Source organism: Arthrobacter sp. Y81, from assembly GCF_002929335.1.
Lineage (GTDB): Bacteria > Actinomycetota > Actinomycetes > Actinomycetales > Micrococcaceae > Arthrobacter.
In genome coordinates this window covers 114,122-137,572 of the sequence record NZ_PJIL01000013.1, presented here as the reverse complement: position 1 = coordinate 137,572, position 23,451 = coordinate 114,122, and the positions used below count along the sequence as shown (strand labels likewise).

The window sequence follows — 23,451 nt, the reverse complement described above, 5'->3', positions numbered from 1 at the left end:
GGTGGCCGGACCCCGGTCCAATCCCGGCTTTTGAAAGCGGACGACGGCGGGAGGTCCCGCCGTCGTCCGCTCCCGTAGGTGCGCCAGGCGCTGGATAATCCGGACTAGAAAGTCCGTGCGTTCGCGAGCACCGGCAGTTTGCCGCGGACGTCCGTGATGACGGCAGGGTCGATGTCGACGACGGCCAGTTCAGGCTCGGCGCCCAATACAACCAGCGGGGAGCCGAGCGGGGACACCACGGCACTGTGGCCGATCCCGGTGGGGGCGGCACCGGCGGACGGCAGGCCGATGCTGGCGGGGTCACCCTGCCCGCAGGCCACCACGAACGTGGTGCTGTCCACGGCGCGGGCGCGGACCAGCAGGTCCCACTGCTCCGCTTTTCCTTCGCCGGCGCCCCAGGATGCGCAGACGATGTTGACCTGGGCGCCGGCCCGGGCGTTTGCCGTGAACAGCGCGGGGAAGCGCACGTCGTAACAGGTCGCGAGGCCGATCACCGTGCCGTTGAGGTTGAAGGTCACCGGTGACCTGCCGGCGTCCACGGAATCGGACTCGGCGAAACCAAACGCATCAAAGAGATGGATCTTGTCGTAGGAGGTCTCGATGCCCGGGCCAGTGACCAGCAGGGTGTTCCGCACGCGGCCGCCATCGCCCGGGGTGAACATCCCCGCCACGATGGTGATGTCCAACTCGCGGGCAATGCTGCGGACGGCGGTGGCCCATGGCCCGTCCAGCGGCTCGGCGATGTCCGCCAGGCTGTTGCCGAAGGCGCGCATCGCCGCTTCCGGGAACACCACCAGTTCCGCTCCGGCGGCTTTGGCCCGCATCGCGTATTCTCGAATCAGCTCCAGGTTGGCGGCCAGATCGGCTCCGGTGATGATTTGGGCCACTGCTAAACGCATGAAATTGCTCCAGTCTGTTGTATACATAATGTATGCGAAAAAGTTCGGGGACAGCGGCGTCCGGCCGCGAGAAGGCGTACGCGTACCTGCGGGAACATATCCTGATTGACCCGGAGGTGCAGGGGAAGTTCCTGAACGAGCAGGAGCTGGCCGCCGAGATCGGCGTTTCGCGCACTCCGGTCCGGGAAGCGCTCCTGCTGCTCGTCTCCGACGGCCTGGTGGAACTGATTCCGCAGCGCGGAGCCTATGTTCCGCCGGTGACAGGCCGCGAAATGTCGGAGCTCATGGAACTCCGGGGTGTGCTGGAAAGCCATGCCGCCCGCCTGGTGATCGAACACAGCAGCGTTCCTGCGCAGACGATGCAGGACACCCTGGACCAGCAGGCCCAGCTTCCCGCGCAGATGAGCCCGGAGGCTGCGCAGGAATTCATCCGGCTGGACACCCTCTTCCACCAGCAGCTGATCGACGCTGCGGGCAATGAGCTCATCTCCCGCACGTACAGCAAACTGCATGTCCGGCAGATCCTGGTGGGCGTCTCCGCCCTGTTCCGCACCGGCGGACGGCGCGGGCAGGTGTGCGCCGAACACCAGGACATCCTCGATGCCCTGGTGTCCGGCGACGCGGTGAAGGCGCAGGCGGCCATTGACCATCACCTGGCTGTCACCCGGGACATCCTGCTCCGCACCTAGGCACCGTGCTGTTGGTTGGAATCGTTAATTGGAATGTCCGGTGGCCGCCTGCTGGCGCGCTTCCGCGGATCCTTCGAGCAGCAGGCGGTAGTCCTCGTCTTCGACGGTGTTGGAATCCCGGCCCAGCGCCAGCCCCACTGCCGTGACGGCAGCGGCCACGGCCACGTAGATGGCCACCGGGATCCAGGTTCCGAACTGGGCCAGCAGCAGTGTGAACATCAGGGGTGCGATGGCGCCGCCGATCACACCGGCGAAGGTGTAGGCGAGTGAGCTGCCCGTGGAGCGCAGCCGCGGGGAGAACTGCTCCACGATGAAGGCTGCCTGCGGGCCGTACATGAACGAGTGCGCCATGAGGCCGATGACGATGCCCACGATCAGCATCGGTTCGTTGTCCCCGCCCAGGATGCCGAAGAAGATGAACGTCCACACGGCGCCCACCACTGCCGCGGTGCCGTAGACCAGCCGGCGGTTGAAGCGGTCGGACACTGCGCCGGCCAGCGGGATCATGAAGAGCTGGAACGCGGAGCCGATCAGGACGGCGGTGAGTACCTGGTTGCGTTCGTAGCCGAGGGACTGGATGCCGTAGGTAAGGGTGAAAACGGTGAACAGGGCGTAGAGCACGTCCGGGCCCACGCGGCACAGGGTGGCGGCGATCAGCGGGCGGAGCTCTCTGCGGAAGACCTCGTAGACGGGGGCGCTGGGCTGTTCCCCGTGCGCCGCGATCGCCTTGAAGATGGGGGTGTCTTCCAGTCTGAGCCTGATCCAGAGCCCGAAACCGACCAGCAGGGCCGAAGCCAGGAAGGCGATGCGCCAGCCGAAGCTGATGAACTGCTCTTCAGTCAGCATCAGTGTGAGAACGGCCAAGGCGCCGTTGGCCATAAGGTTGCCCGCGGGCGGGCCCACCTGGGCTGCTGATGCCCAGAAGCCCCGGCGGTGCGGATCGCCGTATTCGCTGGAGAGCAGCACAGCGCCGCCCCATTCGCCGCCCACGCCCACGCCCTGGGCGAAGCGCAGCAGCACCAGGATGATCGGGGCGGTGATGCCGATGCTGTCGTAGCCCGGCAGCACACCGATCAGGACGGTGGCCACGCCGATGATCATCAGCGTTGTGACCAGGACCTTCTTACGGCCGATCCGGTCGCCCAGCCGGCCGAAGATGATGCCGCCGACCGGGCGGGACACATATCCCACCGCATAGGTGGAGAAGGCCAGGATGGTGCCGGTCAGGGGATCGGTTGACGGGAAGAAGACGATGGGAAATACGACGGCGGCCGCGGCCGAGTAGACGGCGAAGTCGTACCACTCGAGGGCGGTGCCGGTAAGGCTGGCGGCGAAGGCCTTGTACAGGCCCTTGGGGTGAATCGGCTTGTCCGGACGCGGCGCTGCGCCGGAAGCCGGAACTGGGACGTTGGCCATGGTGTTGTCCTCCACGAGATGTTTACGGGTGACGCCTGTCACGCTGGCGTTAAATGTATACATTACGCATACTGGATGTACATTGGCGACCGGTTCCGGTTTCCAATTTGTAAATTTCTCCAGCAGCACACGCAAAGGATGGACAGAACATGACGACTTTGAGCTTCGATCTTCCCGACGGCAGCACCCGGAAAGTCCAGGTCAAGCACCTCCTGAACGCCGGCTATGCAGGGCGGGAGCAGGAGGAAGTACAGGCGCACATTGCCGAACTGGCTGAGCTGGGAGTTCCCGGTCCCGCCACCACTCCGGCGCTGTACCCGGTCTCGCCGTACCTGGCCCAGCAGGTATCGGAAGTGAGCGTGCAGCATGGGCGGACCTCCGGGGAAGCCGAGTGGGCGCTGGTGATCACTGAGGACGGCGTGCTGCTCACCGTCGCCTGCGACCACACGGACCGCGACCTTGAGGTCCACGGGGTGGCCTGGAGCAAGAACGCGAGCCCTGACGTTCTGGGCCGCAAGGCCTGGCTGCTGGATGACGTGCGCGACCACCTGGACCAGATCACCTTGAAGGGCTGGGTGGGGGCGGGCGACACCCCGGACACGCTCATCCAGGACAGCTCGCTGGCAGCATTGCTCAGCCCTGACTACTGGCTGGACGTCCTCACAGAGCGCGGCCTCAACGAACCCGGCACGGTCCTCATCTCGGGCACCGTGGCCATGACCCACGGCGTGGACCAGTTCGCCCGCAGCTGGAAGGTGGAAATGGCGGATCCTGTCACCGGCGCCTCGGTGGACGCCCGGTATGTGGTGGAGCAAATGACCGAGCCGATCGGCTGATTCGCCTATTCAGGCAAAAAAGAAGCGGACGACGGCGGAGCTTCCCGCCGTCGTCCGCTTCCGGCTGTTATTTGGTGCCCTGGGATCAGGCGCTAACCCGGCGGTGGGGATTGAAGGAGATGCAATGCGCAAACCAGAGCTGGAGTTCCACGAACCCCTCGTTGACTGGAAGAAGACGAACGGCGACGCTGAACGCGGAATTTGGGAGCAGATACTCGCTACGGACCCTCTTAGCGGAGATTCGACCTTGCTCCAACGCTATGAGCCGGGTGCCGACACCATAGCTGGCGGCGTGATCGTCCACGACTTTTGGGAGGAGGTCATGATTCTCTCGGGGGAACTCACTGATGTGACGCTCGGGAAGACTTTTACGCCCGGTATGTACGCATGCCGTCCGCCTGGCATGCGTCACGGACCTTATCTAAGCGGGGGCGGCTGTCGCATGCTCGTTTTTGTTCGTCCGGAGTCAGACCCACGCCCAGCTTCCACCGGCGACCCCGCCCCCTAACCTCTGGCCGACACCCGCCTTCTGTGCTGGACTGTCTGGTGGGCTTCGCCTGAGACGGGCAGCGCCCACCGGTCGGCCCGCCGGCCCAGACCGGCCAGAGGAAGGGATCTGCCTCATGGCAACGTTCAAGATCGGCTACTTCGTCGGAAGCCTGGCCCGCGGCTCCATCAACCGCACCCTCGCCAACGCCCTGATCAAGCTGGCTCCCGGGGACCTCGAGTTCACCGAGATCCCCATCAAGGACCTCCCGCTGTACAGCTATGACTACGACGCCGATTTTCCGCCGGCAGGCCGGGTATTGAAGGAAGCCATCGAGGGTTCGGACGGCATCCTGTTCGTGTCGCCGGAATACAACCGTTCCATCCCCGGGGCGCTCAAGAATGCCATCGGTCATCACCTGCCCCGGATCCAGCTTCCATGGCTTGACGGAGAACTGTGACTGGAGCGCCGTCCGTCCTGCGGCGTGCCTGGTGAGGAACGGCAAGACCGGCTGGAGCCGCCGAACCAGTGCGATGGACGCGGTGATGCTTGTGTTGAAGACAGCCAACTGGCGCTGATTCCAGAACCCGCCGGGATCGAGCGCCACCACGGTGCCCGCGTGCCCGCGGCGGGCCTGTTCAATCACGATCCGGGCGCCCATGGAACTGCCCACGACGTCGGCATTGTCCAGGCCGGTTTCGTGAAGGAAGTCCCGCAGCGCGTCGGTCAGCGTTCCGATGGTGACCTCCCCCTGAATCGGGGCGCTGGCTCCGAAGCCCGGAAGATCGACCGCGATCACCTCGCGCTCAGCGCTCAATGCCGGAACCACCGGATCCCAGTTGCGGATGCTGGACCCCAGCCCGTGGACCAGCACCAGCGGCTTTCCGCTTTCGTCTGCCTACTGCCCGTGCAGGAGAATCGCAACGTGTTGGCCTCCCGTTGCGCGTTATTGAAACTTGCTCGGGGCCTCTGAATACTGGAAGGCAGGTTATCCAGGATCGGCCCGGGGACGGTGGGAACATGCCCAATGAAGGAGCGGGTGGCGCGTTCAGGCGCCGGGTGGAACGTGCCGTCGAACTGCGCGCCGTCCGCGCCACCGGGATGACCGCCCAGGAGGAAGCTGAGCTCACCGCCGCCGAGGAAAAGGAACGGGAAAAGCGCCGGAAGGTGGATGACGCCAGAAGGGCCGAATACCTGATCCGGGACGCCATGGCGCAGGGGAAGTTCGACAACCTGAAATACGCCGGCAAGCCCATCCCCGGGCTGGGCGAGGGCTACGATCCGGACTGGTGGGTCAAGGGACTGATCCAGCGCGAGAACATCACGGGCATGGGACCGAAAGCCATCCTCCTGCGCACCGAGGACGCCGAGCTGGATGGCAGGCTGGACGCCCAGTACTCGGAGAAGCAGGTCCGCGACATCCTGCAGGACTTCAACAGGCGGGTGATCGATGCCCGCCGCCAGCTACAGGGCGGTCCGCCCGTTGTTACCAAGACCCGTGACATAGACGCCGAAGTGGATCGATGGCATGAACGCCGGGCGGCAGCCGCCGCAGCCACGCCGCCACCGGAGCCTGAAACAAAGCGCTCCTGGTGGCGGCGGATCCGGGACGGCAGCACGCGAGAATGCGGGCCTAAAACGACAGATCCAGGCGTCAGATGATGCGGGGAGCCCGGGCGAGGTTCTCCGTGAGCTCGGCCGCATTCTGGCGCACGACGTACGCAGGGCGGTCGCGTTCCGCGCGCCAGCTTTCGGACAGCGGGCCGATGTTGACCGTGTCGAAGCCGAACTCGTCGTAGAACCTGGTCACCAGTTCAGCCGCTTCGGGATAGTCGCTGGCCGTGGCAAGTGCGCGGCGGTTTGCCGTGCCTGCGGGTGCACCGTCAGTGCCGATCTCCCTTGCCATGATGTGGTTGAAGCCCTTGGCCACCTTGGACGTGGGAAGGTGCTTCTGCAGCAAACCGGACGTAGTGGCCTGGCCGCTGTCGAGCTCCGGGAACCGACCGTCCCGCTCCCAGTAGTAGTTGTTCGTGTCAATCACGATCTTGCCCTCCAGCGGAGGCACCGGAAGGTCCCCGATGCTCCTGAGCGGCACGGTCACGACGGCGAAATCGCCGGCCGCGGCCGCTTCCGCCGGGGTTGCGGCCCGGGCCCGGGGTCCCAGTTCCGCCACGAGGCCAGTCAGTGTTTCCGGTCCCCGCGAGTTGCTGATGACCACGTCATAGCCGAGCTGCACCGCCTTGCGGGCAATCTGGCTTCCAATGTGTCCTGCGCCGATGATTCCAATTGTTGTCATGTCCGGGCCAACGCCACTCCGGCGGAGGATATTTCACCGCGTGTAATAAATCGTTATGACCGGCCACAGTTCGGTGCCGATCACATCGGGAGCGGTCCCGCAGATCAGGTACGGCGCCACAATGAAAGGACCAGCGTTTGGCTTAGGAGGATGGCATGCGCTCGCGAGTATTTTCCCGTTTTATGTTCCCTGCCGGCCTTCTTCTTGCCTGCGTGCTGGTCGGCTGCGGCCAGCAGTCCGGGCCTCCAGGGCCAGCGTCGCAGAATGCGAGCGACCTGCCGGCCTCCGTGACGGCAACCGCACCGCCGGGATCTAGCGCCCCGGGCGAAACGAAGGGCCCCGAGGCTACCGGAGCTTCCACGCCTTCGGCTGCCTGGACCACCTATACGACGGCGGACCGACAGCTGATCTTCGACCTTCCGGCCGCGTGGAGCGTGGAGGACCCGGCGGGCGAGCTGGCAGAGGGCGGTGGCGCCTTTGCCGAGATCACCAACCTTGCGGGGAAACCGTTGGCCACGCTCCGGACCAACATGGCAACAGGATCCACCTGCGTGGACCAGTACCCATACGCCGTCCTGGACGCGCAGGACCTGACGGCGCTCACCCTGAAAGGTGCCACGCCCCGGTTTGTGTTTGAGACGCGTGGGACCGCGACGGATCCCGGGCCGGCAGATACTCCGGCTGCGGCCTACGGCATCACGTCAGGCCCGCCGCCCTCGGGGGACTCGGCATGCGCCATCTTCCACTTCTTCACCTGGCCCCCGACCGCCGCCATGTTCGGGGCGTTCTACAATCCGACCAACAATGAAACTCCGGGGGACGCCTCCCTGCCCTATCTGGAGAAAGCCAAGATCTACACGGAGACCGCCGAGTACCGCGACATCAGGCGGATGATCACGTCACTGCGGCCCGCGGGCTAGCCAGGCAGCGGCTTACAGCCAGTCCTCCTCGAAATCCGGATGGTCGGCATAGGGCAATGCCAGCGCCTTCAGTGAACGCGTGGTCCATTCGATGGCCTCCGGAATCCAGCGGGACTCCTCCTCGAACGGGTCGCTGACCATGGTGGCCAGCGCCGTCTGCCGGGCCGATTCGACAATGCGGATGACCCTCTTCTTCGCCTCGCACTCCAGCAACAGGCGGTGTTCATACCACCTGCCTGACTCGGAGACCGTGCGGTCGCTCAGGATTTTGCGGGCCGCGGCCTCGTCCTCCCTGATGCGCTCGGACAGGAATTCGACGATGTCCACAACCGTTCAGCCGCCGGCGGCCGCCACGTCCGGGATATCAGCGCCTGTGATATCGGCGCCTTCGGCTGGGTCCTGTGAATGCACCCTGATATCCCTCGGATCAGCGTTCTCGTCGCCCTCGGCCGGAGCCTCGCTGTGGACACGCTCCGACGCCTGGGGGTTCTCGCTCATGTCCGCTCCTTTTGCTGTGGTTCCTGCTGTGAATTGGTGGACGGCCCTCTACTGATCATCTAGCGCCCGAAGCCTCGGGGCTGTCAAGGAGGACAATAGGGTCCATCGGATGACGGCCCAGGCGAAGGAGCATTACGGTGTCAGATACGAACGGACCACGGCGCGCGGCGCAACAGATGCAGGAGGCGGCCCGCTACCTCGCCCGCGCAGCCAGGAACCTGGACGCACCCTCGGACAGCCACGAGATCCTCCGCAGCCTCCAGGAAACGCAGGGCTCCATCGCCCAGACAATCCGGGAACTGGCCCAATGGCACCGGGCAGCGGCGGCAGGGACGCATTACTCCCGACCGCACAATGAAAGTGCCCGCGGAGTCATGACCGCGGTGTCCGAACTGGACCTGGCAGCCCAGGAGGCCGACGCCCTGCAGGAGACACTCAACCGGGCGCACGGCGGCAGCAGCGTGGTGGACTGGCTGGAGACACCCGACGCTGAGGCGACTGAGCCGGAAACCCAGGAGCCGGAAAAACCCCGCAACGACTGACGGACCCGGGCCTGAACGCAAGGGAACGACGGCGGGAAGTCCCGCCGTCGTTCCCTTGCGTTCAGGTAGTGGTGCCCGCTACGCGTGCGAGTAGGTGAGGCAGTCCGCGTTGTCGGCGCCGGGTCCCACGTGGACTTCGGTCGCCTTGCACATCAGATGGTCGTTGTGGACGCATTCCGAGCGCTGGCAGGCTCCGACGTCGGTCAGGACCTTGGGCAGGCCGCCGTGGGTGCCGGTGTCGATAAAGGTGGCGCAGGATGCATGGTCCTGGGTCCCGCCCACCGTGATGGCGGCGGCGTTGCAATTCGAGTGGTCGTTGAAGGAACAGTTGGAAACGCTGCAGTCTGCGACGTGCGTTGTCATGAGAAGGTCCTCCGTGTCTCGGCTGCCCGGTCGGGCGGCTCCCTGTGACCACGGTAGGCGCGTTCGGTCCGATCAAAAAGACCCAATCGTGTGACCTAATTATTCAGGCGCGGCGGTTAGGGCATTACGGCCTATGGTCCGGCGGAGGCCCGCTTCCTAGAATGTAAATAGGGCCGACGGCACGACTCCCGGCACGTCCGGGGGGCCTTCCCAAACCGCCGCCGGCCCCTCAATCCCGGGCCTTACGCCCGCTGCGAAGCCCTAGGCGAAGCTTTCTTCCTTCTCCCGCACTGCATCCGCGTCCTGCCGTGCCGCGGCTTCCTCGTACGTGCCTTCCGGCGCGGTGGCGTGGTGGTGGAACGGGTTGAACCGGCTGCGCGCCAGCTCACCGAATGCGTAGGCCGTCTCGGCGTGTTCGGAGAGGTCCACGCCCGCGGTCTCGGCTTCCTCACTGACCCGGAAACCGAGGGTTTTGTGAATGGCCAGGCCCAGGACAGCGGTAACCAGGCCGGAGAGCAGAACGGTTATCAGCACGGCAACTGTCTGCGCCACGAGCTGCTGGAAGCCTCCGCCATAGAAGAGGCCTCCGCCCTGGCCGTCCACCGGCAGTGCAATGAAGCCAAGCGCCAGCGTGCCGATGAGGCCGCCGCCGAGGTGGACGCCCACAACGTCGAGGGAGTCGTCAAAGCCGAAGCGGTACTTCAGGTCCACGAAGATCGCGCAGAGGGCGCCCGCCACGAGGCCCAGGCAGATGGCCGCCACCGGGCTGATGTTGGCGCAGGAGGGCGTGATGGCCACCAGGCCGGCAACCACGCCCGATGCTGCTCCGAGGGAGGTGGGGTGGCCGTGGCGGATCTTCTCGGTGACCAGCCAGCTGAGCATCGCCGCGGCCGGGGTCACGAGTGTGTTAATCCAGATCAGGCCGGCCTGCTCCGCCGTGGTGGCGGCGCCGCCGTTGAAGCCGAACCAGCCGAACCAGAGGATGGCGGCGCCCAGCATGATGAAGGGGATGTTGTGCGGCCGGTGGTTGGGGTCCTTGCCGAAGCCCTGGCGCTTGCCCACAATGACGGCCAGGACCAGTGCAGCCACGCCGGAGCTGATCTCCACCACGGTGCCGCCCGCGAAGTCGATGACGTGCCCGAACATGGCGGTGATGGCTCCGTCAGCGCCCAGCAGGCCGCCGCCCCAGACCATGTAGGCGAGCGGGCAGTACACCAGGGTGACCCAGATGGGCACGAAGAGCGCCCAGGAGCTGAACTTGGCGCGATCCGCGATGGCGCCGCTGATGAGGGCCACCGTGACCATGGCGAAAGTTCCCGAGTAGGCTGCCTTGATGAGGTCCGGAGACCCGATGAGGTTGCTGAGTCCGAAGCTGGCGAACGGATTGCCGAAGATACCCAGCACGCCTTCGCCGCCGGTCATGGAGTAACCCCACAGGACCCAGATGACGCCGACGATGCCGACGGAGATGAAGCTCATCATGATCATGTTGAGGGCCGCCTTGGCGCGGGTCATGCCGCCGTAAAAGAGGCCGAGGCCGGGCGTCATGAACAGCACGAGCGCCGTTGACATCAGCACCCAGACGTTTTCCGCAGTGATTTCCACCTGCGTGTCCCTTCTCATCAAGTCTTCTGTACGGGACCTCGAGTGATTCCGGGCCACGCCCCCGGTCAATATTTCACGCTCCGTGTTTCCGGCAATGGGGCGCTAAGTTGCGGGTAAGTTACAGGAACGGAGACTGCGTGAAGATCATGTGACCGCCTTGTTTCGGGCATGTTAACGATGCCTCTTGGCGGCAGTGATCTGGGGAGGCCGGTGGTCCACGTTTCGGCAAGATGACGGGCTGCTCACCACACCCGGATGGGCGGCTGATCGACTGAACGGGCCGGGGATGCGCCGGCGTTTAAAAGCGAGAACGACGGCGGGATGTCCCGCCGTCGTTCTCTGTTGCTTTGCCCGGGTGGATCCGGATGGATGGACCGGCCGGCTAACCGGCCAGGCCGGCCACTCCAAAGATGGCTGCCGCGATCGCGAAGCCCATGACGCCGATGAGCGTCTCCATTACGGTCCAGGTCTTCAGCGTGGTCTTGACGTCCATGCCGAAGAAGCGGCCCACCAGCCAGAAGCCGGAGTCGTTGACGTGGGAGACCACCACGGAACCGGCGGCCACGGCGATGACCAGGGCGGCCACCTGCATGCCGTTCATGCCCGCGAGGGCCACGGCGGGAGCGATCAGCCCGGCGGTGGTGGTAAGCGCCACCGTGGCGGAACCCTGGGCGATGCGCAGGATGGCCGAGATCAGGAAGCCGGCAAGCAGCAGGGGAATGCCGACGTCGCCCAGTACGCCGGCCAGGGCGGTGCCGATGCCGGAGGTGCGCAACACGCCGCCGAACATGCCGCCGGCGCCGGTGATCAGGATGACGGAGCAAACCGGGCCGAGGGAGGATTCGAGCAGCTTCTCCAGCGTGGCTCCGTGGGAGCCGCGGAGCCTGCCCAGGACGAACATGGCCACGAGCACGGCGATCAGCAGGGCCACCGGCGTTTCACCGAGGGTGCGCAGGATCTGGAACCAGGCCTCGGACTTGGCCGAGGCCGGAAGGACGCCGGCGGAAGCCATGGTGCTGAGGCCGGTGTTGAGGAAGATGAGGACCAGCGGAAGGAGCAGGACGCCCAAGACGGTGCGGAAGCGCGGCGGGTTCTCCTCCGCGGCGGGATCAGCGTGGCCCAGCAGTTCCGGAACAGGGAGCACCAGCTTCTTGCCGGTCCATAGGCCGAAGAGGTAGGCGGTGACGTACCACGTGGGGATGGCGGTGATGAGGCCGGCGATCAGGACCAGCCCGATGTTGGCGTCGAAGAAGGTTGCCGCAGAGACCGGGCCCGGGTGCGGGGGCAGGAAGATGTGCATCACGGAGAAGGCGCCTGCAGCGGGCAGGCCGTAGCGCAGCACGCCGCCGCCGAGACGGTGGGCCACTGCGAAGACCACGGGCAGCATGACCACCAGGCCGGCGTCGAAGAAGATGGGGAAGCCGAAGATCAGCGAGGCGAGGCCCAGGGCGAACGGTGCGCGCTTCTCACCGAAGAGGCTGATGAGGTAGTCGGCCAGCGCTTTGGCGCCGCCACTGGTCTCCACGATGCGGCCGAGCATGGCGCCCAGGCCGACCAGCAGCGCCACGGTGCCCAGCGTGCTGCCGAATCCGTTGACCAGCACCGGAACCACCTTGTCCGCCGGGATGCCGGTGGCGAAGGCGGTTGCCAGGCTGATGAGGATCAGGGCGAGCAGCGCGTGCATGCGCAGCTTGATGATGAGGAACAGCAGCACCAAAATAGCGGCGCCTGCGATCAGCAGCAGGGGGCCTGCGCCGAGGGTTTGAGTCCATCCTTCGATGGTCATGGTTCTCCTTTGAAACAGATATTGGGGCTGTGGAGCTTAGGGGAAACGGGAGATCAGGAGGTGCAGGGGGCGTGGCCCGCCGGCATGTGAAGGGCGGCCTTGATGGCCTGAACCAGGTCCTCAGGCGTGCGGGTGATGTCCAGCCGCAGGCTTCCGGCGGCGAGCTCCTCCGGCGTCAGCGGCTCAAGGGTGGCCAGCTGGCTGGGCAGGAGCGTCACCGGCATGAAGTGGCCCTCGCGTCCGCGCATGCGCTCGCCGAGCAGGGCGGGATCGCCGTCGAGGTGGATGAAGACCACCGTGCCTTCCGCCTCCGAGAGGAGCTGGCGGTAGCTGTGCTTGAGGGCGGAGCAGGTCAGAACGGTGCTTTTGCCTTCCGTGGCCTGGGCGGTCATCCAGTCGCGGATGGACTGCAGCCATGGCCAGCGGTCCTCATCCTGCAGCGGGGTGCCGGCGTTCATTTTGGCGATGTTGGATTCGGGGTGGAACTGGTCCGCCTCCGCCATGTCCCAGCCCAGATCCCGGGAGAGGGCCCCGGCGATGGTGGACTTGCCGGCTCCGGCGACACCCATGACAACCAAGTGCATGGCAGGAAACTTCATTGTTCTACCTCCGTAGAAGACGTCGTTGGCTTCGGAATGAAGCTCAAGCCAGCAACGGACGCTGGATAGGAAAATAAGATAGCACCATTTGAGGCCATTAGTAGCATCTTTTTGTAACACAGGTCATACCTTTGCCGTTTTGTGGCCTAAACTGGAGGCCAGGCGCCACGGCGCAGAGGGAGGCTACAAAGATGTCGACGGTGACAGAGGACCACGCGGGCGCAACCGATGGTGAGGCGGCGGTTCCGGCCCTGCACCTGCGGGTACTGGACGCCCTCGGCGAAGCCATCGTTTCCGGAGAGCTGGCCCCCGGCCGGCGGCTGACCTTGGACGATCTGCAGCAGCAGTACAACGTGTCCCGCACCCTGGCCCGGGACACCATGCGCGTCCTGGAATCGATGAACCTGGTGTACTCCCGCCGGCGGGTGGGCATCGTGGTGCAGGACCCCGAACTCTGGAACGTCTTTGATCCCAAGCTGGTGCGGTGGCGGCTCGCGTCCAGCCGCCGGGCCGAGCAGTACAGCAGCCTCACGGAACTCCGGATCGCCGTCGAACCCATTGCCGCGGCGGGTGCTGCGCGCCGTGCGGGCGCAGCCGAACGCCGTCAGCTCACCGCGCTGGCTGCAGAACTGAGGCGGCTTGGCGAAGCCGGCGAGCTGGAAGCATTCCTCAAAGCGGACATCGCCTTCCACAGCCTGCTCCTGCACAGCAGCGGGAACGAGATGTTCAAGGCCCTGGACGGCATGGTGGCCGAAGTCCTGTCCAGCCGGACTAAACAAGGATTGATGCCCTTCAAGCCGCGTCCTGAAGCGCTGGCGGCGCACGAGGCCGTGGCGGCGGCGGTTGCCGGGGGCGATGCCGGCACAGCGGAGGCCGCCATGCACAACATCCTTGACGAGGTCCGGACTGCGATGGGGCTGCCCTAGCTGCTAAGGAGTGGGGGCCGGCGTCGGCTGCGGGGGGCTCATGGACGGCGGTGGCGGCGGGAAGGGCTCGGCCGGGTACAACCCGGCCACCGCCAGCATGTAATTGGCCCACTGGGGGCCGGCTAGCATGTAGCCGTCGATGTTCTTGTAGAAGGTGCCGTTGATGGTGACGTTCTGGCCGGCGCGCTGCTGGCCCTCCAGGGTGTCGCCAAAGAAGGACACTGTGGCCATCCCGGTGGTGTAGCCAGCCACCCAGGTGGCGCCGTTGTTGTTGGAGGTTCCCGTCTTGGCCGCCACCGGCACCCGGCTCTGGACCTTGGGGTTGATGTAGACACCGGACCCCATTTTCAGTACGTCCTGCAGCACCGCGTTGACGCCGCGGGCCACCTCGGGCTTGACGGCGGCGCGGCACTGCGCGGCCTCGGCCGGCAAATGCCGCCCCGTAGGGTCACTGACGTCCGCGACCGCGATCGGGGTGCAGTACCGGCCGTCATTGGCGAACGTGGCAAAGGCGTTCGCCAGGTGCAGGGGAGCAACACCTATGGCGCCCAGCAGGTTGCCGAGCTGGTGCATGTTCACCTGGGCGCCGTCCAGGCCGCTGTGGAGCCCCACCGCATCCACCATCTTCTGGATCCCGCAGAAGTCCAGCTGCGCGGCAGTGGCGAAGGTTGCCGTGTTGATGGAGTTGTACAGGCCGTAGTTGATGGGCATGGGCCGGTAGTAGCCCGGGTCGTTGTTCTGGAGATCATCCGCTGCCCCGTCGTTCTTTTGGGCCGAGTTGTAGGCGCCCAGCACCTTCCCGCAGCTTGACCGCCACGGAAAGTCGAGCGGATAAGTCCGCCGGGACGCATCGACCACGCCGTTCAGGGGTTTGCCCTCGTTTAGCCATTCCGCGAAGGTGAACGGCTTCATGGTGGATCCGGGCTGGAACCCGCCGGCCCCGTTGAGGTCATTGCCGTTGGCGTCCCTGGAATCGACGTTGAAGTTCAGTTGGGTGTCGAATTTCCCTTCCGCCGGCAGGAACACGGTGTTCTGCGCCATGGCAAGGATCCTGCCGGACCCGGGCTGGATAGTAACCAGGGCGGCGCCCCATTTGTCCGGATTCGCGCCTGCGGTGGCGTCCACCTGGGCCTGGGCGACGGCCTGCAGCCTGCTGTCCAGCGTCGTGACGATGGTCAGGCCGCCGCGGTACAGCACCCTCTCCCGGTCCTTGAGTTCCACGCCATATGCCGGGTTGTTGAGGATCAGGTGGGACACATAGTCGCAGAAGTAGGGTGCGATGACAGCGGCGGCGCAGCCCTGCCTGCCCGGGGTGATCTTCAGGTCCACGCCGGTGGCCACGGCGGCGTCGTGCTCGGCCTGGGTGATTTTCCCCAGTTCCAGCATGCTGCCCAGGACCTGGTTGCGGCGTTGCAGCGAGTTCTCCGGGTTCGCGGCGGGGTCGTAGAAGCTGGGGCTGTTCACCAGGCCTGCCAGCAGCGCGCCCTGGGGCAGAGTGAGGTCCTTGGCGGAGGTGCTGAAGAAGTGCCGCGCGGCGGCCTCGATGCCGTAGGCGTCCCGGTTGAAGAACACGATGTTCAGGTAACCCTCTAGGATCTGGTCCTTGGTGAACTTCTTTTCCAGCTCAATGGCGAGCTTCATCTCCCGCAGCTTGTCGCCCACGGTCTTCTGCCCGCTGAGGATGATCTGCTCGCCTTGTTCCGCAGAAAGATGCGACTCATTGATGACGTTGGTGACGTACTGCTGGGTCAGCGTGGACGCACCCTGACGGTCGCCCTGGGTGAAGTTGTACGTCAGCGCCCGGAGGATGCCCTGCGGGTCAATGCCGGCGTGCTCGTAGAAGCGGCTGTCCTCGATCGCGATGATGGCGTCCTTGATATACGGCGACATCTGGTCGAGGGTGACCCGCACGCGGTTCTCTGCGTAGAACGTGGCGATGGGCTGACCGTCGGCGGTCACCATTTTGGTGGATTGCGAAGGAACATCGACCGTAAGTTCGCCGGGCAGGCTGTTGAAGAACGTAATCGAGTTGTTGACTGTCACCCCGGCGGCCGCCACGCTGGGACCGACCAGGCCGGCGGCCAGGATGCCGCAGAGCGCGCTCACGGCAATAAATCCGACCAGCCTTCCAAAGGCTGCGGCCAGACGAGAACCCAATCGCTTCTTCGGCGCCATTTGTATCCAGCTATCACGCGTGCCAGTGCGTCAAGAATACGCCCGACGGTAGCCGCCAGCCAGAGCCCGACGGCGGTCCCCAGCTGAGCACGCGGACCAGAATGCCTCACGCTATTGGGCCCCCGCACTCTTCGGCGCCGAGGCCCGGGAAACGGGCGGTTGCGTCAGACTTTGGCGGCGATGTCCGCAGCGACGGCGGGCACCCGCTTGTCGAAGATCGTGGCGCCGACCTCCTGCTCGGCCTGGTTGTCGATGCCCAGGTCGATGCCCTTCCGTTCGCGGATGACCAGCACGGCACCCGTTGAGATTAGGGCAACAATCAGCAGGTAGGCGGACACGGACATGGTGGTCCCGGTGGCCTGGACCAGCGCGGTAGCGATGGCCGGGGCAAAGGCACCGCCGATGATCGCGCCCAAGGCGTAGGAGATGGCAACCCCGGAGAACCGGATGGACGCGGGGAAGAGTTCGCTGTAGAGGGCGGCCTGCGGTCCGTAGGTCAGCCCGAGTCCCACACTGAACAGCGACAAACCGAGCAACATGGCCCAGATGTTGCCGGTGTTGATGAGCCAGAATAGTGGGAAGACCGTGACGATCAGGCAGGCATACCCAATGAGGTACGTTTTCTTACGGCCAATGCTGTCGGCGAGGTAGCCGGAAATGAGCGTAAAGACGAACCACAGCGCGGCGGAGGCCGTGACGGCCAGGAGCACCGCGGTGCGGTCCATGGCCAGTCCCTTGGGAGCCGTGGCGTAGCTGAGGATGTAGCCGCCCGTGGTCATGTAGCCCGCGGCATTGTTGCCGGCGAAGACCAGGGCCGCAAGGATTACCAGCAGCCAGTGCTTCTTGAACAGCTCCACGATGGGAACGCGGGTCTGCTGTTTCCGGGTAGCGATTTCCGCGAAGACGGGGCTCTCCTCTACGCTTCGGCGGACGATGAAGCCCACGATGATCAGCACGAAGCTCAGCAGGAACGGGATACGCCAGCCCCACTCCACAAAAGCCGCCCCGGGGGAGATCGCGCCGGACATCAGGCTGAGGACGCCGGAGGCAAGGAGCATACCCAGGGGGACTCCGAGTTGCGGGAACGAGCCGAACAGGCCGCGCCTGGACCGGGGCGCGTGCTCGACAGCCATCAGTACGGCGCCGCCCCATTCGCCCCCGGCCGAGATGCCCTGCAGGATGCGCAGGAGTAGCAGAAGGATCGGAGCAGCGAGGCCGGCCGTCTCGTAAGTCGGGAGGACACCGATCAACGTGGTGGCGGCACCCATCAGGATGAGTGTGAGGACCAGCATGGCCCTGCGCCCCAGCCGGTCACCGAAATGCCCGGCGAGGAACGCGCCCAAGGGCCGGAACAGGAAGCTCAGGCCAACCGATGCGAAGGAGATCAGCAGAGCGATGTCATTGCCGGCGGGTTCGAAGAAGAGCTTGGCGAAAACCAGGCCGGCGGCATTGGCGTAGATAAAGAAGTCGTACCACTCGACAGTGGTCCCGACAATGGTGGCGAACGCGACTCGACGGTTGTCCCGTGCCGACTTGGGCTGTTGATGCGGCAGAGCGCTCATGGTGTCTCTTTCCTGAGGGCACAACTTTGTGACCCGCGTGTTGTGGTTCTTGATGGAGTGTTGAAAGTCAGGAGGCGTAGGGGTCGGCGAGGCCGATGTACTGCGTGCTGGTGTATTCGGCGATGCCTTCGGATCCGCCTTCACGGCCGAGCCCGGACTGCTTGACGCCGCCGAACGGGGCGGCGGCGTTGGAGATGACGCCGGCGTTGAAACCCACCATGCCGAATTCGATCTGTTCGGCCACGCGGAGCAGCCGGTTGAAGTCGCGGCTGTAGATGTAGGAGGCCAGGCCGTATTCGCTGGCGTTGGCCAGCCGGATGGCGTCGTCCTCGGTGGCGAACGTGGTGACCGGGGCGACGGGTCCGAAGATCTCCTGGCGCAGGATCTCGGCGTCGTTCGGGACGTTGGCCAGCACGGTGGGCGGGTAGAAGTAGCCGGCCCCCTCCACCGGTGCGCCGCCGGTGACGGCTGTGGCGCCGGCGTCGACGGCGGCGCTCACCAGAGCGTGCACCTCGTCGCGGGCTCCGGCGTCGATGAGCGGGCCGACTTGGGTGGCCGGTTCCGTCCCGCGGCCGGTGGTGAGGGCGCCCATGGCGGCGGCGAACTTCCGGGTGAAGGGTGCGGCGACGGATTCCTGGACCAGGAAGCGGTTGGCCGCGGTGCAGGCTTCGCCCATGTTCCGCATCTTGGCGGCCATGGCGCCTTCGACGGCCTTGTCCAGGTCCGCGTCCTCGAACACGATGAACGGGGCGTTGCCGCCGAGTTCCATCGACGTGCGGAGGACGTTCTGCGCGGCGTCGGCCATGAGGCGTTTGCCCACCGGGGTGGAGCCGGTGAAGGAGACCTTGCGCAGCCTTGGGTCGGCGAGCAGCGGGCCGGAGATCCCGGAGGCGCTGGCGGAGGCCACCACGTTTAGGACGCCGGCGGGCAGCCCGGCTTCGAGCATGGTCTGGGCGAACAGCTGCGCGGTTAGGGGTGTGAGCTTGGCGGGTTTGAGGACCATGGTGCAGCCGGCGGCGACGGCGGGGGCGACCTTGCGGGTGGCCATGGCCAGCGGGAAGTTCCAGGGCGTGATCAGCAGACAGGGGCCTACCGGCTTTTTCTGGACGAGGATCTTGTTCTTGCCCTCGGGGGTGGTGAGGTAGCGGCCGTAGTCGCGGACTGCTTCTTCGGAGAACCAGCGCAGGAATTCGGCCCCGTAGGTGACTTCGCCGCGGGCTTCGGCCAGCGGCTTGCCCATTTCCAGGGTCATCAGCAGCGCGAAGTCCTCGGCCCGTGCGGTGACCAGGTCGAAGGCACGGCGGAGGATTTCCGCGCGTTCGCGCGGCGCCGTCCGGGCCCAGGAAGCCTGGGCTGCGTCTGCGGCGTCGAGCGCCGCGACGGCGTCCTCACTGGTGGCGGACGCCAGGGTGGCGAGTACCTTCCCGGTGGCGGGGTCGTGGACGTCGAACGTGCCGCCGTCGGACGCGTCCCGCCACTGGCCGCCGATCAGCAGGCCGGTGGGGACCGAGGCGAGGAGTGAAGCCTCTCGCTCCGGGGAAATGGCAGGGGAGATCGCAGAAAGTGTCATCAAAGAAGTCCTTGGAAGTGGGTCAGTAGCTGGCGGGGGTCTCGCCGGCAGGCTCAACGGCTGCGGCCGGCGGGATGTATTCGGCGGCGAGTGCCTCGGAGCCGCGGGCCAGGATGGCCACGTCGGCGCCCACCAGCACAAACGCGGCGCCGGCCGCCAGGTAGCTGCGGGCGGTGGCGGGGTTGAAAGCGTTCACACCGGCCGGTTTGCCGGCCGCTGTGGCGGCAGCGAGGCAGTGTTCGACGGCGGCACGCACCTCGGGGTGATCCTGCTGTCCCAGCACGCCCATGGAGGCGGCGAGGTCGGAGGGCCCCAGGAAGATGGCGTCCACGCCGTCGACCGCGAGGATGTTCTCCACGGCGGCGACGGCTGCTTCGGATTCGATCTGGACGGTGAGGCTGACCGTTTCGCCGGCGCGGGCGAGGTAGTCCGGGATGCGGTTCCAGCGCGAGGCCCGGGCGAGGGCCGAGCCCACGCCGCGGACGCCGTGCGGCGGGTAGCGGGTGGCCGCCACCGCAGCTTCGGCCTCTGCGGCGGAGTTCACCATGGGCACCAGGAGGTTCTGCACGCCGAGGTCCAGGTACTGCTTGATCAGCACGGTGTCGTTGACCGGCGGCCGGACCAGCACCTGGACCGGGTAGCCGTGGACGGCCTGCAGCTGGGCGAGGACGGATTCAAGCCCGTTGGGGCTGTGCTCGGCATCCACCAAGAGCCAGTCCAGACCCGCCCCGGCGCACAGCTCGGCCACCAGCGGGCTGCCGGAACACACCCACATCCCCATGAGGGGACGGTTGGCGGTGGCCAGGGCGTGCCGGAACGTGGCGTCCGGTTCTACTCGAAGCGGCATGTGACAACTCCCAGGGGTCCGTAGTCGGCGTGGACGGTGTCGCCCTTGTACACCCACAGCGGGCGCGTAAAGGAGCCGGCCAGGATGATGTCCCCGGCCTTCATGCCGTCCCCGTGCGCCGCGATCTTGTTGGCGAGCCAGTGCACGCCGTTGGCCGGATGGTCCAGGACCCCGGCGGCGACGCCGGTTTCCTCCACAGTCTGGTTCTTGTAGAGGATTGCGGAGACCCAGCGGAGGTCGACGGCGTCGGGCCGCACCGGGCGGCCGCCCACCACCATGGCACCCATCGCGGCGTTGTCCGCGATGGTGTCCACGATGGTCCGGCCCTCCATTTCGATCCTGGAGTCCAGGATCTCGAGGGCCGGAACCACGTAGTCAGTGGCATTCAGGACATCGAAGATGGTGCAGCCCGGGCCCTTGAGTGCATTCTTCAGGACAAACGCGAGCTCGACCTCCACCCGTGGGTGGGTGTACTTGTCCCACTGCACCGAACAGCCGGTTTCGAGGACCATGTCATCGAAGATGGCGCCGTAGTCCGGCTCCGTGATGCCCGTGGCGGCCTGCATGGCCTTGGACGTGAGGCCGATCTTGCGCCCCACCAACGTGCGTCCGGCTTCCTCGTTCCGGCGCCGCCACAACTGCTGCACGGCATAGGAATCCTCCACCGTCATGTCGGGGTAGCGGGCCGTCAGGCGCGGCACCGGCTTGCGGTTCCGGCCGGCTTCGAGCAGTTCGTCGGCAATGGCTTCGATCGTCTTCGCGTCCATCATGGTTTAAACCTGGGCCCCGAGCTTGAAGCCCGTCTTCTCTCCGGCGGGGCCGTCCTCTTCCTTGCGGGTGTAGGAGAAGCCGTCGGCGCCGACGGTGACGGCCATTTCGCTCTTTTCCTCACGGACGATGACGGGCTGCGGATTGCCGTCGAGGTCCAGGACCAGGGAAGCCTCGGTGTACCAGGACGGGACCACGGGGTTGCCCCACCAGTCGCGGCGCTGGTTGTCGTGCACGTCCCAGGTCACGGTGGGGTTGTCCGGGTCGCCGGTGTAGTAGTCCTGGGTGTAGATCTCCACGCGGTGGCCGTCCGGGTCCAGGATGTAGAGGTAGAAGGCGTTGGACACGCCGTGCCGGCCGGGGCCCCGTTCGATCCGGTCCGAGATGCGCAGCGCGCCCATCTTGTCGCAGATCTGGATGATGTTGTGCTTCTCGTGGGTCGAGAACGCGATGTGGTGCAGGCGCGGGCCGTTGCCGCCGGTCAGGGCGGTGTCGTGCACCGTCTGCTTGCGGTGCATCCACGCGGCGTATGTGACGCCGTCGGAGTCCTTGATGTCCTCGGAGACGCGGAAGCCGAGGTCCTCCAGGTACTTGCGGCCGCGGGGGACGTCCGGGGTGACCTGGTTGAAGTGGTCCAGGCGGACCAGTTCGCCGGCGGAGTAGAGGTCGTAGCGCTGGGTGAGGCGTTCCACGTGCTCCACGTCGTAGAAGAACTCGTAGGGGAAGCCCAGCGGGTCCTCAACGCGGACGGAGTCGCCGACGCCCTTGGTGAAGCCGTCCTTGCGGCGTTCGGTGCGGCAGCCCAGTTCCTTGTAATAGGCTTCTGCGGCGTCAACTTCGGCCGGGGACTTCACCCGGTAGGCGAAGGCCGCGGCAGCGGCCACCGGGCCCTTGCGCAGGACCAGGTTGTGGTGGATGAACTCCTCGAAGGAGCGCAGGTAGATGTTGTTCTCGTCTTCTTCGGTGACGTGCAGGCCCAGCAGGTCCACGTAGAACGCGCGGGACTTGGCGAGGTCCGTGACCACGAGTTCCAAGTACGCGCAGCGGACGATATCCGGGGCCGGGACGGAGGGGGTGGGGACGAAGTTTGTCATCGGATTCTCTCTTCTTTGAAAGCGGGGTCTGGTTTGGCGCTGGGCGGAATCGCTCAGGCGCCGAATTTCGGGGTGTGGACGGTGCCGAGGGTGATGTGCACGGCCTGCTGGTCGGTGTAGAAATCGATGGAGCGGTAGCCGCCCTCGTGGCCCAGGCCGGAGGCCTTGACGCCGCCGAAAGGGGTGCGGAGGTCGCGGACGTTGTGGCTGTTGAGCCAGACCATGCCGGCCTCCACGTTCTGCGAGAAGTTGTGGGCCCGGGTGAGGTTCTGGGTCCAGATGTAGGCCGCCAGGCCGTACTTGGTGTTGTTCGCGAGGGCCAGGGCTTCGTCGTCGTTCTCGAACGGGGTGATGGCGACGACCGGGCCGAAGATCTCCTCCTGGAAGATCCGAGCGTCGGGGGCGACGTCGGCGAACACGGTGGGGGCGATGTAGTTTCCTTCGGGGAGGTGCTCCGGGCGGCCGCCGCCGGCCAGCAGCCGTCCTTCGGACTTGCCGATCTCCACGTAGGAGGCCACCTTTTCGTAGTGCTCCGGGTGGACCAGGGCGCCCACCTGGGTCTTGGGATCGTGCGGATCGCCGACCACGATGTTCTTGGCGCGGGCTGCGTACTTCTCGCAGAACTCGTCGTAGATGGCGCGTTCCACGAGGATCCGGGAGCCTGCCGTGCAGCGTTCGCCGTTGAGCGAGAACACGCCGAACAGTGCGGAGTCGATCGCGGCGTCGAGGTCGGCGTCGGCGAACACCACGCACGGGGACTTGCCGCCGAGCTCCATGGACAGGCCCTTGAGGTTGGTGGCGGCGTTGCGGAAGATCGTCTGCCCGGTGGTGGTCTCGCCGGTGAAGGAGATCAGCGGGACGTCCGGGTGCTTGACCAGGGCGTCGCCGGCTTCCTCGCCGAGGCCGTTGACCAGGTTGAACACGCCGTCCGGCAGGCCGGCGTCCTTGAAGATCTGTGCCCAGAGCGAGGCGGACAGCGGGGTGAATTCGGCGGGCTTGAGGACCACGGTGTTGCCGGTGGCCAGAGCCGGGGCCAGCTTCCAGGACTCCAGCATGAACGGGGTGTTCCACGGGGTGATGAGGCCGGCGACGCCGATCGGCTTGCGGTTCACGTAGTTGATCTGCGAGCCGGGCACCTTCATGGCGTCGTCGAACTGGGCCACGATCAGGTCCGCGAAGAAGCGGAAGTTCTCTGCCGCGCGCAGTGCCTGGCCCTTGGCCTGGGTGATGGGCAGGCCGGTGTCGAAGGTTTCGAGTTCGGCGAGGCGTTCCTCCTGCGCTTCGACGGCGTCCGCGATCCTGTTCAGGATGCGGGCGCGTTCGCGCGGCTTCATCCTCGGCCAGGGGCCGTTGGCGAAGGCTTCGCGGGCGGCGGCGACGGCGAGGTCGATGTCTGCTTTCTGGCCGGCCGCGGCGGTGGCGTAGTTGGTGTTGGAGACCGGGTCCAGGACGTCGAAGGTCTTGCCGCCCACGGAGTCAACGAACTCGCCGTTGATGTAGTGCTGGATGTGGGTGGGCAGGTCCTGCGGGATGTAGTGGGTTTTGGTGTCTGCGGCAGTGAACGTCATTGTTT

At 65.9% G+C, this 23,451-nt stretch carries 23 protein-coding genes and 2 pseudogenes; 8 read left to right on the top strand and 17 right to left on the bottom strand.

Annotated elements, in window-relative coordinates:
• Positions 1-104: 104 nt before the first annotated feature.
• The gene (locus CXQ91_RS17075) at positions 105-899 is read right to left on the bottom strand and encodes a carbon-nitrogen hydrolase family protein (RefSeq protein ID WP_104175084.1); all 795 of its coding nucleotides are present in this window, start codon (positions 897-899) and stop codon (positions 105-107) included.
• Between the two features lie 32 nt (positions 900-931).
• On the opposite strand from CXQ91_RS17075, the gene CXQ91_RS17070 reads away from it, so the two are divergent.
• A complete protein-coding gene (locus tag CXQ91_RS17070) occupies positions 932-1,588 on the top strand; it encodes a GntR family transcriptional regulator (RefSeq protein ID WP_104175083.1) in 657 nt (218 codons plus the stop codon).
• A 24-nt stretch (positions 1,589-1,612) separates the two neighbouring features.
• On the opposite strand, the gene CXQ91_RS17065 is transcribed toward CXQ91_RS17070, so the two are convergent.
• Positions 1,613-3,004 carry an MFS transporter gene (locus tag CXQ91_RS17065; RefSeq protein WP_104175105.1) on the bottom strand — a complete coding sequence of 464 codons (1,392 nt, stop codon included), beginning with the start codon at positions 3,002-3,004 and terminating at the stop codon, positions 1,613-1,615.
• A gap of 149 nt (positions 3,005-3,153) precedes the next feature.
• Here CXQ91_RS17065 and CXQ91_RS17060 point away from each other — a divergent pair, with 149 nt between their 5' ends.
• From CXQ91_RS17060 to CXQ91_RS25340, 3 genes and pseudogenes are all read left to right on the top strand, one after another.
• Complete coding sequence (locus CXQ91_RS17060) at positions 3,154-3,840, top strand: DUF2848 domain-containing protein (protein ID WP_104175082.1); 687 nt, start codon at positions 3,154-3,156, stop codon at positions 3,838-3,840.
• Between the two features lie 124 nt (positions 3,841-3,964).
• On the top strand, positions 3,965-4,348 hold the full coding sequence (locus tag CXQ91_RS25775; RefSeq protein WP_104175081.1) for a cupin domain-containing protein: 384 nt from the start codon (positions 3,965-3,967) through the stop codon (positions 4,346-4,348).
• A 115-nt stretch (positions 4,349-4,463) separates the two neighbouring features.
• A pseudogene (locus tag CXQ91_RS25340) lies at positions 4,464-4,736 on the top strand (NADPH-dependent FMN reductase); the annotation flags it as partial.
• Here CXQ91_RS25340 and CXQ91_RS25770 read toward each other — a convergent pair.
• Positions 4,674-5,156: pseudogene (locus CXQ91_RS25770) on the bottom strand (alpha/beta fold hydrolase); the annotation flags it as partial. The pseudogenes CXQ91_RS25340 and CXQ91_RS25770 overlap by 63 nt on opposite strands.
• A gap of 191 nt (positions 5,157-5,347) precedes the next feature.
• On the opposite strand from CXQ91_RS25770, the gene CXQ91_RS17045 reads away from it, so the two are divergent.
• On the top strand, positions 5,348-5,989 hold the full coding sequence (locus CXQ91_RS17045) for a DUF1992 domain-containing protein (protein ID WP_104175079.1): 642 nt from the start codon (positions 5,348-5,350) through the stop codon (positions 5,987-5,989).
• Here CXQ91_RS17045 and CXQ91_RS17040 read toward each other — a convergent pair.
• Entirely contained in the window at positions 5,982-6,623 is a 642-nt protein-coding gene (locus tag CXQ91_RS17040; RefSeq protein WP_104175078.1) for an NADPH-dependent F420 reductase, read from the bottom strand. The two genes, CXQ91_RS17045 and CXQ91_RS17040, sit on opposite strands and share 8 nt — an antisense overlap.
• A gap of 155 nt (positions 6,624-6,778) precedes the next feature.
• On the opposite strand from CXQ91_RS17040, the gene CXQ91_RS17035 reads away from it, so the two are divergent.
• Complete coding sequence (locus CXQ91_RS17035) at positions 6,779-7,543, top strand: hypothetical protein (RefSeq protein ID WP_104175077.1); 765 nt, start codon at positions 6,779-6,781, stop codon at positions 7,541-7,543.
• Positions 7,544-7,555: 12 nt separating this feature from the next.
• Here the strand turns inward: CXQ91_RS17035 and CXQ91_RS17030 are convergent, their stop codons facing one another.
• Together CXQ91_RS17030 and CXQ91_RS24785 are read right to left on the bottom strand one after the other, a co-directional pair.
• Positions 7,556-7,870 (bottom strand): DUF6221 family protein, encoded by a 315-nt coding sequence (locus tag CXQ91_RS17030; RefSeq protein ID WP_055807707.1) that lies wholly within the window; start codon positions 7,868-7,870, stop codon positions 7,556-7,558.
• A gap of 6 nt (positions 7,871-7,876) precedes the next feature.
• On the bottom strand, positions 7,877-8,041 hold the full coding sequence (locus CXQ91_RS24785; protein WP_181038928.1) for a hypothetical protein: 165 nt from the start codon (positions 8,039-8,041) through the stop codon (positions 7,877-7,879).
• A gap of 137 nt (positions 8,042-8,178) precedes the next feature.
• Here CXQ91_RS24785 and CXQ91_RS17025 point away from each other — a divergent pair, with 137 nt between their 5' ends.
• Positions 8,179-8,583, top strand: a complete 405-nt coding sequence (locus tag CXQ91_RS17025; protein WP_146072369.1) for a hypothetical protein — start codon at positions 8,179-8,181, stop codon at positions 8,581-8,583.
• Between the two features lie 78 nt (positions 8,584-8,661).
• Here CXQ91_RS17025 and CXQ91_RS17020 read toward each other — a convergent pair whose 3' ends face one another.
• The 4 genes from CXQ91_RS17020 to CXQ91_RS17005 all read right to left on the bottom strand — a co-directional run bounded on the left by CXQ91_RS17020 (position 8,662) and on the right by CXQ91_RS17005 (position 12,936).
• On the bottom strand, positions 8,662-8,946 hold the full coding sequence (locus CXQ91_RS17020) for a DUF1540 domain-containing protein (protein WP_104175075.1): 285 nt from the start codon (positions 8,944-8,946) through the stop codon (positions 8,662-8,664).
• 261 nt (positions 8,947-9,207) lie between these two features.
• Positions 9,208-10,551 carry an ammonium transporter gene (locus CXQ91_RS17015; protein WP_374953670.1) on the bottom strand — a complete coding sequence of 448 codons (1,344 nt, stop codon included), beginning with the start codon at positions 10,549-10,551 and terminating at the stop codon, positions 9,208-9,210.
• 382 nt (positions 10,552-10,933) lie between these two features.
• Positions 10,934-12,337, bottom strand: a complete 1,404-nt coding sequence (locus tag CXQ91_RS17010) for a GntP family permease (protein ID WP_104175073.1) — start codon at positions 12,335-12,337, stop codon at positions 10,934-10,936.
• Between the two features lie 53 nt (positions 12,338-12,390).
• The gene (locus tag CXQ91_RS17005) at positions 12,391-12,936 is read right to left on the bottom strand and encodes a gluconokinase (RefSeq protein ID WP_104175072.1); all 546 of its coding nucleotides are present in this window, start codon (positions 12,934-12,936) and stop codon (positions 12,391-12,393) included.
• Between the two features lie 191 nt (positions 12,937-13,127).
• Between CXQ91_RS17005 and CXQ91_RS17000 the strand changes: the two genes are divergently transcribed.
• On the top strand, positions 13,128-13,862 hold the full coding sequence (locus CXQ91_RS17000) for a FadR/GntR family transcriptional regulator (RefSeq protein ID WP_104175071.1): 735 nt from the start codon (positions 13,128-13,130) through the stop codon (positions 13,860-13,862).
• A 3-nt stretch (positions 13,863-13,865) separates the two neighbouring features.
• On the opposite strand, the gene CXQ91_RS16995 is transcribed toward CXQ91_RS17000, so the two are convergent.
• The 7 genes from CXQ91_RS16995 to hpaE all read right to left on the bottom strand — a co-directional run bounded on the left by CXQ91_RS16995 (position 13,866) and on the right by hpaE (position 23,446).
• Positions 13,866-16,037 (bottom strand): transglycosylase domain-containing protein, encoded by a 2,172-nt coding sequence (locus tag CXQ91_RS16995; protein WP_104175070.1) that lies wholly within the window; start codon positions 16,035-16,037, stop codon positions 13,866-13,868.
• A gap of 164 nt (positions 16,038-16,201) precedes the next feature.
• Positions 16,202-17,599 (bottom strand): MFS transporter, encoded by a 1,398-nt coding sequence (locus tag CXQ91_RS16990; protein WP_104175069.1) that lies wholly within the window; start codon positions 17,597-17,599, stop codon positions 16,202-16,204.
• A 67-nt stretch (positions 17,600-17,666) separates the two neighbouring features.
• Complete coding sequence (locus CXQ91_RS16985; RefSeq protein WP_104175068.1) at positions 17,667-19,169, bottom strand: NAD-dependent succinate-semialdehyde dehydrogenase; 1,503 nt, start codon at positions 19,167-19,169, stop codon at positions 17,667-17,669.
• A gap of 22 nt (positions 19,170-19,191) precedes the next feature.
• Positions 19,192-20,016 (bottom strand): HpcH/HpaI aldolase/citrate lyase family protein, encoded by an 825-nt coding sequence (locus CXQ91_RS16980; protein ID WP_181038927.1) that lies wholly within the window; start codon positions 20,014-20,016, stop codon positions 19,192-19,194.
• Positions 20,001-20,786 (bottom strand): 2-oxo-hept-4-ene-1,7-dioate hydratase, encoded by a 786-nt coding sequence (gene hpaH, locus CXQ91_RS16975; protein ID WP_104175067.1) that lies wholly within the window; start codon positions 20,784-20,786, stop codon positions 20,001-20,003. The genes CXQ91_RS16980 and hpaH overlap by 16 nt, the downstream gene beginning before the upstream one ends.
• Positions 20,787-20,789: 3 nt before the next feature.
• Entirely contained in the window at positions 20,790-21,878 is a 1,089-nt protein-coding gene (hpaD, locus tag CXQ91_RS16970; RefSeq protein WP_104175066.1) for a 3,4-dihydroxyphenylacetate 2,3-dioxygenase, read from the bottom strand.
• A gap of 53 nt (positions 21,879-21,931) precedes the next feature.
• Complete coding sequence (hpaE, locus tag CXQ91_RS16965) at positions 21,932-23,446, bottom strand: 5-carboxymethyl-2-hydroxymuconate semialdehyde dehydrogenase (protein WP_104175065.1); 1,515 nt, start codon at positions 23,444-23,446, stop codon at positions 21,932-21,934.
• Positions 23,447-23,451: the final 5 nt, after the last annotated feature.

What these genes read in the sequence shown, in the direction of transcription:
- CXQ91_RS17075 (WP_104175084.1), bottom strand. Translation starts at nt 899, where the DNA reads ATGCGTTTAGCAGTGGCCCAAATCATCACCGGAGCCGATCTGGCCGCC.
- CXQ91_RS17070 (WP_104175083.1), top strand. Translation starts at nt 932, where the DNA reads ATGCGAAAAAGTTCGGGGACAGCGGCGTCCGGCCGCGAGAAGGCGTAC.
- CXQ91_RS17065 (WP_104175105.1), bottom strand. Translation starts at nt 3,004, where the DNA reads ATGGCCAACGTCCCAGTTCCGGCTTCCGGCGCAGCGCCGCGTCCGGAC.
- CXQ91_RS17060 (WP_104175082.1), top strand. Translation starts at nt 3,154, where the DNA reads ATGACGACTTTGAGCTTCGATCTTCCCGACGGCAGCACCCGGAAAGTC.
- CXQ91_RS25775 (WP_104175081.1), top strand. Translation starts at nt 3,965, where the DNA reads ATGCGCAAACCAGAGCTGGAGTTCCACGAACCCCTCGTTGACTGGAAG.
- CXQ91_RS17045 (WP_104175079.1), top strand. Translation starts at nt 5,348, where the DNA reads ATGCCCAATGAAGGAGCGGGTGGCGCGTTCAGGCGCCGGGTGGAACGT.
- CXQ91_RS17040 (WP_104175078.1), bottom strand. Translation starts at nt 6,623, where the DNA reads ATGACAACAATTGGAATCATCGGCGCAGGACACATTGGAAGCCAGATT.
- CXQ91_RS17035 (WP_104175077.1), top strand. Translation starts at nt 6,779, where the DNA reads ATGCGCTCGCGAGTATTTTCCCGTTTTATGTTCCCTGCCGGCCTTCTT.
- CXQ91_RS24785 (WP_181038928.1), bottom strand. Translation starts at nt 8,041, where the DNA reads ATGAGCGAGAACCCCCAGGCGTCGGAGCGTGTCCACAGCGAGGCTCCG.
- CXQ91_RS17020 (WP_104175075.1), bottom strand. Translation starts at nt 8,946, where the DNA reads ATGACAACGCACGTCGCAGACTGCAGCGTTTCCAACTGTTCCTTCAAC.
- CXQ91_RS17010 (WP_104175073.1), bottom strand. Translation starts at nt 12,337, where the DNA reads ATGACCATCGAAGGATGGACTCAAACCCTCGGCGCAGGCCCCCTGCTG.
- CXQ91_RS17005 (WP_104175072.1), bottom strand. Translation starts at nt 12,936, where the DNA reads ATGAAGTTTCCTGCCATGCACTTGGTTGTCATGGGTGTCGCCGGAGCC.
- CXQ91_RS17000 (WP_104175071.1), top strand. Translation starts at nt 13,128, where the DNA reads ATGTCGACGGTGACAGAGGACCACGCGGGCGCAACCGATGGTGAGGCG.
- CXQ91_RS16995 (WP_104175070.1), bottom strand. Translation starts at nt 16,037, where the DNA reads ATGGCGCCGAAGAAGCGATTGGGTTCTCGTCTGGCCGCAGCCTTTGGA.
- CXQ91_RS16990 (WP_104175069.1), bottom strand. Translation starts at nt 17,599, where the DNA reads ATGAGCGCTCTGCCGCATCAACAGCCCAAGTCGGCACGGGACAACCGT.
- CXQ91_RS16985 (WP_104175068.1), bottom strand. Translation starts at nt 19,169, where the DNA reads ATGACACTTTCTGCGATCTCCCCTGCCATTTCCCCGGAGCGAGAGGCT.
- CXQ91_RS16980 (WP_181038927.1), bottom strand. Translation starts at nt 20,016, where the DNA reads ATGCCGCTTCGAGTAGAACCGGACGCCACGTTCCGGCACGCCCTGGCC.
- hpaH (WP_104175067.1), bottom strand. Translation starts at nt 20,786, where the DNA reads ATGATGGACGCGAAGACGATCGAAGCCATTGCCGACGAACTGCTCGAA.
- hpaD (WP_104175066.1), bottom strand. Translation starts at nt 21,878, where the DNA reads ATGACAAACTTCGTCCCCACCCCCTCCGTCCCGGCCCCGGATATCGTC.
- hpaE (WP_104175065.1), bottom strand. Translation starts at nt 23,446, where the DNA reads ATGACGTTCACTGCCGCAGACACCAAAACCCACTACATCCCGCAGGAC.